The following is a 10,806-nucleotide window of genomic DNA, read 5'->3' as shown; positions in this document are numbered from 1 at the left end:
GCAACTGTTCGCGCTCCTGCGCGTCGATCAGCGCCAGCGAGTCGATCCGCTGCTGCGGATCGGATAGCAGTGCCGCAAGCACCTGCTGGTAGGCCTCAGCAATACGGTCGATGGTTGCGCCGTCGAACAGGTCCTTGTAGGTCCAGGCCAGGATCAGCCCGTCGCGGCCTTCGCCGACACTGAGATCCAGATCGAAATGCACCTGCTCGACATTGTTGACGAATGGTTCGATCTGCAGCCCGGGCAAAGCAAGCTCTCCGGCCTCGTGGTTCTGGACCACGAATTTCACCTGGCACAGAGGGTTGTAAGCCATGCTCCGTTCGTGGCGCAGCGTGTCGTTGACCAGGTCGAAGGGCACATCGGCCGCAGCGAATGCATCCAGCGCAGTGGTGCGTACGCGGGCGATCACCTCCACCAGCGTCGGATTGCCTGACAGGTCGCTACGCAGCACAAGGGTGTTGATGAAGAAGCCGATCAGCGGCGCCAGCTCGGCGCGATCGCGGCCGGCGTGCGGCACCCCGACCACGACATCGTCGGTCGCGCCGAATCGACCGAGCACGATTGCCAGTGCCGCCTGCAGCAGCATGAACAACGAGGCCTCATTCGCCTTCGCCAGCATGCGCAGGGCCTCGGTCTGGCTGGCGTCGACGCGGCGACTGGATTGCCGTGCATCGAAACGCTGGCGCGCTGGTCGCGGACGGTCTAACGGCAGCGAGTGCACGACCGGCAGGTCCTCCAACTGGCGGGTCCAATAGGCCAGTCCGCGTTGCAGCACACCTTGCCCCGCTTCTTCGATCTGCCAGGCGGCAAAGTCGGCGTACTGGATCGGCAATGGCGGCAGCGGATCGTCGAGCCCGGCGACGCGATTGCGGTAGAGCGCGACGAACTCGTTGACGAGCACGCCGCTGGACCAGCCATCGGAAGCGATGTGATGCAGTGTCAGCAACACCACATGGTCCGCGTCGGCCAAGCGAATCAGCACGCAGCGCAGCATGAGGTCAGCTGAAAGATCGAATGGCCGCGCCGCTTCCTGCATCGCTAGGTCGCGCGCGCGCGACAGCGCGACCTCGGGCGCCAGCGCCGACAGGTCAGTCTGCGCTAGCGGGATCGGCGCAGGCGCCAGCACTTGCTGCACCGGTGCGTCGTCCTGGAATCGATAGACCGTACGCAGGATCTGGTGACGGGCAACGATGCGGTCGAGCGCTGCCTGCATCGCTTGTACATCAAGCTGGCCACGCAGGCGCATGGCGGTCGGGATGTTGTACTGGCGGCTGCCGCCTTCGAGCTGATCGATAAACCATAGGCGTCGCTGCGGAAACGACAGAGGGGCTTGCCTGGCGTCACGGCGCGGAATCGGCACAAGGCTGCCTGCGCCGCTGTCGCTTTGCAGCCAGGTCAGGATCTCGGCTTTGTGGGTAACCAGCCGTTCGCGCAGCGCAGCGGTCAAGCGCTTATCCGGATCGTCCAGCAACAGCTTTCCATCGCGGGCCTTGACCCGAATTCCGCTGTCTACACACGCCTTCAATACTTCGCGAAAACTCATAGCTCGATAAGTCCCTGATCGCTACTGTCGGTGTTGTCCATCACCAAAGCGTCACGCAACGCCGTCTCGCCCAACCGTTCGTCAAGATACGTCGCCAGTGCCGTGATCGTGGTCTTCTCGAACACGTCTCGGATCGATAGTTCAATGCCGAAGTGCTGCTTGATCTCAGCCAGAACCTTCACCGCCAGCAGCGAGTGACCGCCGATCTCGAAGAAATGATCGTATCGCCCGATCCTCTCCACCGCCAGCGTCTGCTGCCAAATCCTGGACAGCACGCGCTCGCTGTCAGTGCGTGCCGGCTCGAACGCGCGCGCCGCCGTGGCCGCGCCGTCCGGTGCTGGCAATGCGGCGCGGTCGAGCTTGCCGTTGATCGTCAATGGCAAGGCGTCAAGCACGACAAAGGCAGCCGGTATCATGTAGGCAGCCAACGTGGCGGCGAGCCGCTCTCGCAAGTCTGCGATCTCCAACGTCACGCCAGGCGCGGAGACCACGTAGGCGACAAGACGACGATCGCCGCGATCCTCGCGCACCGCCACCACCGCCTCGTCGACGTCCGGGGCGGCAGCCAGCGCCGCCTCGATTTCGCCCAGTTCGATGCGGAAGCCACGGATCTTGACCTGCTGATCGTTGCGACCGAGATACTCGATCGAGCCATCCGACAATCGTCGGCCGAGGTCGCCAGTACGGTACAGCCGATCGTTGTCAGGTAGCGTCAGGAAACGTTCGGCGGTCAGCGCTGCGCGATTCAGGTAGCCACGTGCGACACCGCCGCCGCCGACATAGATCTCCCCGGTCATCCCAAGCGGCACCGGCTCACCACGATTGTCGAGCAGGCGCAGCGACAGATCCGCCAGTGGCAGGCCGATGGGACTTCCACTGCCGCCGCGTACCTCTGTCTCGCTGATCTCCCGGTAAGTCACGTGCACGGTGGTTTCGGTGATGCCATACATGTTGATCAAGCGTGTGCGATGCAGAGCGTTGCGCTCGATCCACGGCAGCAGCGCATGCAGCTCCAGCGCCTCGCCGCCAAAGATCACCATCCGCAGTTGGTGGTTGTGGCTCTGGTCCTGGGCGGCGGTCAATGCACGGAACGCGCTCGGAGTCTGGTTGAGCACGGTCACGCCCTCATCCGCCAGCAGGCGCAGGAATTCTTTCGGTGACTGCGCCACCGGCGCTGGCACGATCACCAGGCGGCCACCGTGCAACAAGGCCCCCCAGATCTCCCACACCGAGAAATCGAACGCGAAGGAATGGAAGAGCGTCCAGACATCGCGCGTTCCAAAGTCGAAGTGGCGCGCGCAGGCGGAGAACAGCCGAACCACGTGGCGATGTTCGACCATCACCCCCTTCGGTCGACCCGTCGAACCGGAGGTGTAGATGATGTACGCCAAATGCGTGGGATCCAGGCCCGGCACGCGCGGATCGTGTTCGTCCGCTGGCGCACCTGCCATGATCGTCAGCAGTGGACAGGACACGCCGACGTCCGCGTCTGCTCCGTTGCCGGTGTTTTCGGCTGGCTCATCAACCAGCAGCGCGACCGGTGCGCTGTCTTCGAGCATGTAGGCCTGACGCGCTGCTGGGTAGGCCGGGTCGATCGGCACGTAGGCGGCACCGCTTTTCAGGACGCCCAACAGGCCGATTAGCATCGGCAGGCCGCGGGCCGCCCGAACCGCAACCCTGTCGTCCGGCTTCACTCCCAGGGTCAGCAGCCGGTGCGCGACCCGGTTCGCCGCGCGGTTCAACGCGTCGTAGCTCAGGCTGTGTCCCTGGAAGCGTAGTGCTTCAGCCTGCGGCGTGCGTCGTACCTGCGCCTCGAACAGCGCCGACAGGGTGTCGACGACCTCGAAGCGCTCAGCCGGTTGCTGCCACGCCTCAAGCTCGGCACGCTCGACAGCGTCGAGCAGGTCGATGCGGCAGCCGTCGCGCATGGCGGCAGGCAGTTGTTCCAGCACCCGTTGCATGTGGCCAATCGTCCGCTCAATCAGCCGGCTGTCGAAGGTCTCGCTGCGATAACCGAAACGGATCGTCAACCGACGGTCGAGCAGTGCGCTGAGCACCAGTGGATAACTGGTCTGCTCGCTGCTATCGGCGCGTTCGATCGTCAGTTGCGGCGTTGACGCATCCCTATCGCTGCGGTTCGCTTCCTCGACCGCATCCAATGGATAGTTCTCAAAGGCCAGCAGGCTTTGAAACAGCGGTATGCCCTGCACCTCCGACATACCCTGGATCTCTGCCAATGGCAGGTAGCCATGCCCGCTGGCGCGAGTGAAGCCGTCGTGCAGCGTCGCCAGTGCCTGTTCGAGCGCTTGGCCATCGACGAAATCGACTCGTACAGGAATGGTGTTGATAAATAATCCGACCATGGACTCGATGCCCGCTACTTCGGCTGGCCGGCCCGCGACCGTCGCGCCGAATACCACGCTGTTCTCCCCGCTATAGCGGTGAAGCAGATAGGCCCAGGCCCACTGCACGAGCGTATTGGGCGTTGTGCGCAGTTCGCGAGCCAGCGCGCTGAGCGCTGCGGTTGCGGTCTCGTCCAGTTCCATCAGGCGTTCGCGGTAGCCAGCAACACCAGCCTCGGATGTCAGGCCGCGGCGATCGATGCTTAGCGGCGTCGGCGCCGAAATGCCGCCCAGATAGCCGCGCCAGAAGTCGCGCGCGACGTCGCGGTCACGGCTCTCCAGCCACGCGATATAGCGCTCGTAAGGCACCGCGACCGGCAGGCTTGGGCGCTCGCCAGCGATGCGTGCGCGATAACAGGCCATCACATCGCGGTACACCAGCGGCATGCTCCATCCGTCGAGCAATACGTGGTGCAGGCTCCACACTAGCAGATGGCGGTCTTCGCCCAGGCTCACCAGGGTCACGCGCATCAACGGTGCATGGGCGAAGTCGAAACCTCGCGCGCGATCGCTGGCCAGCAAATGGTCGATGCACTGCTGTTGCGTAGTCGCATCCATTCCCCTCCAGTCCTCTTGCCGCCATTGCAGTGGGGCCTGCTTCAACACGACTTGCTGCAGCGCCTCGCCCGCGCCGGCGAACGCAGTACGCAAAATGTCATAGCGGTCCACCACGTCTTGCCAAGCGGCCTTGAAGGCATCGACCTCCAGCGGACCGCACAGCCGCGGATGCACCTGCACCACGTAGGCCGAGGCGTCCAACTGGGAGTGGAACCACAGGCCGCGTTGCATCGGCGTCGCGGCGTACAGGCGAACCAGATTCGGATAGTCGTGCAGCACGGCATCCAGCGTCGATGCGTCGAGGTGCGCAAGTGGAAAGTCCGAGGGCGTGAAAGCGCCGACACCTGGCTCCTGGCAATGGGCGATGATCCGCCGCAATGCAGCCATCGCCGCGTCCAGCACCGCGCGTACTTTCTGCTCGTCGTCGCGACGTCCATCGAAGTCCAGCGAAAGTTGCAGGCAGTTGCCGAACACCATCGCGTTGATCGCGTAGCGTGCCGAACGTTGACGCGATGCACTGCCCTGCACGCCGGCTGGTTCCGGTGCGATCTGGAATGCACTACCGGGGGTGATCACCTGATCAAACTGACCCAGATAGTTGAATGCGAGCAGGCATGCTCCGCCGTCGTCGCGACCACGCAGGCCGTGTCCGATTCCACGGTGCGGGACGGCGCGACAGCTCTCCTTGACCCCTTTGATGACCTCGCCCGTCGTGCCGCCGTGCCAGCGCAGCGGGAGTGGGTACACACTGGTAAACCAGCCGACCGTGCCGGTGGTATCAAGGGTCGGGAACAAATTCTCGCGCCCGTGGCCTTCGATCAGCACGTCGAGCGCGCCGGCCCGCCCAGGATGCGGCAACGCCATGCAGACAGCTGCTAGCAGCAGTTCGTCGACACGCGTGTGATAAGCCGCATTGCAGGACTGCAGCAGCGCGGCGGTTTCCGCATCGTCGAGCGTATCGGTCAGCACGCGGCTGTCGCCCAATCGGCCGTGGTCTTCGCGAGGTGCGGCTCCGGTTCCGTCGAGATGGGCATCCCACCAGGCAGCGTCGAGGCGGCCCGGTTGTGTCTCACGCCATTCCTGCAATGCGGCGCCCCATTGTGCGAAGGAGGAGGTTTTCGACGCCAGCGTCACCGTTCGGCCGTCGCGATGCAGCGACCACGCCTGTTCCAGGTCGGAGAGCAGGATGCGCCAAGACACCGCGTCGACGACCAAATGGTGCGCGACCAGCAGCAGACGCCCCTCGCCTGCATCGGCCTGGAACCAGACTGCCCGGAACAACGGCCCCTGCGCCAGATCGAAGCCACGTTGCCAGCGGTCGCATTGCAGGACCAGATCCTCGCCCAACGGCTCCACCTGCGCAGCCTGCTCCAGCATTGCCGCGTCCCAGGGCCGGTAGCGGCCCTGCCAGGTGCCGTCGTCGTCGCGATAGAAGCACAGCCGCAGCGCGTCATGGCGCTTGTAGACGGCGGTAACCAGCACGCGCAGCGCGTCGGCGTCGAACGTTGCCGGCGCAACCAGCAGAAGCGCCTGGTTGAAGTGGTGGATCTGCTGGTCTTCGCCGGCCAGGAAATCTCGCTGGATCGGCAATAGCACTTGCAGGCCCTGCACCGCATCCTGCGGCGCATCGGCACGGGCCGCGGTACCGGCCACGGCGGCCAGCGCGGCGATCGTGCGCGCCTCGAACAGCTGGCCGGTGGTGATCGCGATACCGTCCTGGTTGGCACGCGCAACCACCTGGATCGCCAGGATCGAATCGCCGCCGCGTTCGAAGAAGTCGTCGTCAATGCCGACCTGCTCGACCCGAAGTACCTGCGCCCAGATGTCGGCCAGCGCCTGTTCGAGAGGATTGCGTGCAGCCACGAAGTGCGTCGCTGATGCGGTCGGCGCGGGTGCCGGCAGGCGACGCCTGTCGACCTTGCCATTGGCGGTGACCGGCAGACGCTCCAGCATCACCACCGCCGACGGCAGCATGTGATTGGGCAGGCGATGGGCCAGGCGCTGGCGCAGCGTCCGGGCCAGGTCCTCGCCGCCATCGGCGGCGATCACATAGGCGACCAGGCGTTGTCCATGGCCATCGTCGTCGCGGGCGATTACCACTGCCTCGGCGACATCCGGTTCGGCGGCGATCGCGGCTTCGACCTCGCCCGGTTCGACCCGGTAGCCGCGGATCTTGACCTGCTCATCAACGCGCCCAAGGAAACGCAGCTCACCGGACTCGCTCCAGCAGACCCGGTCGCCGGTGCGGTAGTAGCGTACGCCCTCGCTCTCGACGAAGCGCTCGGCCGTTAGTGAGGTGCGGCCGAGATAGCCGCGCGCCAACGCGACGCCCCCCAGCCACAGCTCGCCCGGTACGCAGCGCGGCTGCAGGGCTCCGTCCTCGGCGCACACGCGAAGATGCACACCCGGCAGTGGCGCACCAAGTCGCACCGGTTTGCCGGCGACGACGCGCGCGCAGGTCGCTGCGACGGTGTTCTCTGACGGGCCGTAGGCGTTGAACAGCGGCATCCGCACCGCCCAGGTCCAGGCCAGATGTTCGTCGCAGGCCTCGCCGGCGACGATCAGCACCCGCAACGCGTAATCTGCCTGCGGGTTGAGCTGGGCCAGCATCACCGGCGGCAGGGTCGCGTGGGTGATGCGCTGCTCGACCAGCAATTCGGTCAACGCCTGCGCCGACAGACGGGTCATCTCGCTGCACAGATGCAGGCTGGCGCCTGCGCCCAACGCCATCAGCCATTCCCAGGCCGCGGCATCGAACCCGATCGAAGCAAAGCCCAGGACGCGGCTGTCGGGAGTGGTGGCATACAGGGCCTGTTGCGCATCGGCGAGGTTGGACAGGCCGCGATGCTCCAGCATCACTCCCTTGGGCCGGCCGGTCGAACCGGAGGTATAGACCACGTAAGCCAATCTGTCAGGGGTGGTGGCCACCGCCGGCGTCGAATCGGCAGCACGTGCGGCGATGCGTTCCAGCGCGACCACCGCGTGCCGGCCCGCCAGCGCCTCGCGCCCGGACGCATCGGCGAGTACCAAGCGTGCGCCGGCGTCCTCAAGCATGAAAGCGATCCGTTCGGCCGGATACGCCGGGTCGATTGGCAGATAGGCAGCTCCCGCAATCAACGCTCCGAGCATCGCCGCGATCGTGTCGGCGTGGCGCCCAGCGCAGATCGCAACGATCTGCTCCTGGCCAACCCCGCGACCAGAGATCTCTGCAGCGATTGCCATCGCCCGTGCGGCCAACTCGGCGTAGCGGGTCTGGTGCCCGTCGATTCCGATCGCGAGCGCATCGGGTTGACGCCGCGCCCAGTCGAGCACGCGTTCGTGCACTGCGTAGAACACCGGTGCGGGGGGCGCCACGGTCCCCAGCTTGAGCAAACCCGCTCGCTCCTCCTCTTCCAGCAGATCGACCGTGTCGGCTTTCAGCGCGTCCGGCAACCGCCGCAGCACTGAGCAAAGGTGAGCGATCAGGCGGGTGGCGGCGGCCGGCGCGATCTGCTCGGCGCGGTAGCCAAGGCGCAGCGTCAATACCCGTCCCAGACTCGCGCTGAGGCTGAGCTTGTAGCTGGTGCGTTCGGAATGACCGCTGCTCTCCATGCGTAGGCCGGCGGTCTGCGGAGTCAGCGCCGGATCGGCCATCGCATCCAGCGGGTAGTTGTCGAACGCCATGATGCTGTCGAACAACGGCGAGCCGGGCGCGATCTCGGACTCGCGCTGGATCTGCGCCAGCGACAAATAGCCATGGTCGGTGGATCGCTGGAACTGTTCATGCAATGCAGCCAGAGACTCGCCGATCGAGCCGCCGTTGAAACCCACCCTGACCGGCAGCGTGTTGATGAATAACCCGACCATCTCGCCGATCGCCGCCACGTCGACGTCGCGGCCGGACACGGTCGCGCCGAACACCACCTCACGCTCGCCGCTGTAACGATGTAGCAGCCAGGCCCAGCTCCATTGCAGCAAGGTGTTGACCGTGGTGCGGCGATGCTGGGCCAGCTCGCGCAGCGCCTGGCTGGCCGCTGCATCCAGTTCGACGGTGAGCTCGCGATGGCCGCTCTGGCCGCTGTCTTCGCCGCGGTCGATCGCCAGCGGCGTCGGTGCCTCGATGCCGGCCAGACGCTCGCGCCAGTAGGCGCGCGCTTGGGCCGGATTCTGGCGTCCCAGCCACGCCACGTATTCCTCGTAGGGCGCCGGCTCGGGCAACGGTGCGGAGGCGACTCCACGCAACGCCGCGTAGGCGTGCATGACGTCGCGGTAAACCATCGGCAGACTCCATCCGTCCAACAGCAGATGATGCTGCGTCCACAGCAGTTGCCAGCGCTCATCGCCTACCCGCAAGAGGGTTACCCGCATCAGCGGCGGAGCCTCCAGCGCGAATCCGATCGCGCGGTCGGCTTCGCGGAATGCGTCGAAGCGCGCGCGCCAGTCACTCTCGTCGAGACCGCGCCAATCCAGTTCCTGCCAAGGCAGTTTGACGTCGTCGGAGACGACCTGTAGCAATCCATCGCCGGCGGTGTGGAAGCCAGTACGCAAAATCGCATGCCGGTCGACGGTTGCCTGCCAGGCAGCGCGGAAGGCGGCCACGTCCAACGCGCCGCACAGCAGAGGATGGATTTGCACGACGTAAGCGGAACGATCCAGGGCCGCGTGGTAATGCAGCCCCGTCTGCATCGGCGTCGCCGGATAGGCGCGGCGGAGGCGCGGATAGCGCGCCTGCAGCGCGTCGACCGCTGCCTGGTCCAGTGACAGCAACGGAAAGTCCGAGGGGGTGAACCCTCCGCTGCCGGCCTGCAAACAATGCGTGATGACCGTACGCAGGCCATCGACGATGCAGTCGAGCAGGCGCGCCGCGCTGGCGGAATCGTCGCGCGCCGGATCGTGGCCGAGCGAGAGGCGCAGGCGGCTGCCGGCAACCAACCCACTCAATGACCAGCGCGCCGAACGCCGCCGCGTCGGCGCCACCTGCATACCGGCTGCGCCCTCGGCGGCGCGCAGGCCGGCCTTGCCCTGCAAAACCTGGTCGACTTGGCCCAGATAGTTGAATTCGAATTCCGGCTCTGCCATCGCCCGCAACAACGTATCGCCGCGCAGGTCGCGTAGCACGCCAAAACCCAGCCCGTCGCCCGGCACGGCGCGGCAACGTTCCTTGATTGCCTTGATCACCTCCGAAGGTTCGGTGGTGGCGGCATGCAGGGTCAGCGGATAGACGCAGGTAAACCAGCCGACGGTCTGGGTCAGATCGAATTCGCCGTCCGGCGCTGTGCGGCCGTGTCCCTCCATCCGCAGGGCCACTCGGTCGCAGCCACTCCATGCGCGCACGCCTAGATAGACTGCGGCCAGCAGGAGGTCATTGATGCGGGTACGGTAGGCGGCATTGCAGTGCTGCAGCAGATCGCGGGTGCTGTCCTCGTCCAGTACGTGGTTGATGCTGCGCGCAGTGCCATGGTCGCCATGGTCGGGCATTAATGCGGGAGCGTTCGCGTCCGTCCCAGCATCGCGCGCCTGCTCGCGCCAATAGTCCAGTTCGGCCGTGGCGGAATCACTTTGAGCCCAGTGCGTCAGCCGCTCGGCCCACTGCTGGAACGACCGCGTCTTCAGCGGTAACGTGATCGGCTCACCGGCACGCAGGCTCGCATGACCGCGTTCGATGTCTTCCAACAGGATGCGCCAGGACACACCGTCCACAACTAGGTGATGCGCGACGAGCAACAGGCGCCCCTCCTGGCCAGCCGGCGGCACGAAATGCACTGCGCGCAACAGCGGCCCGCGCTCCAGATCGAAGCTGCGCTGCCAGCGCTCGCAACGTGCGTCCAACCCGTCCAGTCCTGGTTCCAGCACGACCGCTGCATCCAGGAGTTCCGTGTCCAGCGGTGCATAGCGCGCGTGCGGCGTGCCGTCCACAAGCGTGAAGCGTAATCGCAGCGCGTCATGGCGGAGGTACAACGCTCGCATGATCGGCGCCAGCACGCTCGGATCGAAGTCGACTGGCGTAGTTAGCCAAACCGACTGGTTGAAATGGTGACGGTCGACCGGGTCGTTGAAGAATCCACACTGGATTGGCAGCAGGCGTTGAGGGCCTTCGCTATCTCCCTGCGGTACCGCCTGGGTCACGCCCTCCCGCACGCGCATTGCCAGGGTGGCGATGGTCTGTGCCTGGAACAAGTCGCGAGTGGTCAGCGCAAGGCCATTCTGGCTGGCGCGGGCCGCGACCTGAATCGACAAGATCGAGTCGCCACCCAACTCGAAGAAGTTGTCGTGGATGCCGACCTGTTCCACCTGCAAGATCGCCCGCCAGATCGAGGCCAGGGT

Annotated in this window: 2 protein-coding genes; both read right to left on the bottom strand. The window is 65.6% G+C overall.

Going from position 1 to position 10,806, the window contains the following annotated elements:
* The coding region (locus ABQ137_RS20600) for a condensation domain-containing protein (protein WP_349783471.1) at nt 1-1,543 on the bottom strand (1,543 nt) is incomplete at its 3' end.
* Complete coding sequence (locus ABQ137_RS20595; protein ID WP_349783472.1) at nt 1,540-10,794, bottom strand: non-ribosomal peptide synthetase; 9,255 nt, start codon at nt 10,792-10,794, stop codon at nt 1,540-1,542. The genes ABQ137_RS20595 and ABQ137_RS20600, both read right to left, overlap by 4 nt.
* Between the last annotated feature and the right edge of the window lie 12 nt (nt 10,795-10,806).

It is taken from the genome of Xanthomonas sp. WHRI 8393, assembly GCF_040203315.1.
Taxonomy (GTDB): Bacteria; Pseudomonadota; Gammaproteobacteria; order Xanthomonadales; family Xanthomonadaceae; genus Xanthomonas; species Xanthomonas arboricola.
The sequence above is the reverse complement of the archived record's forward strand: the minus strand, read 5'-3'. Positions and strand labels throughout refer to the sequence as shown.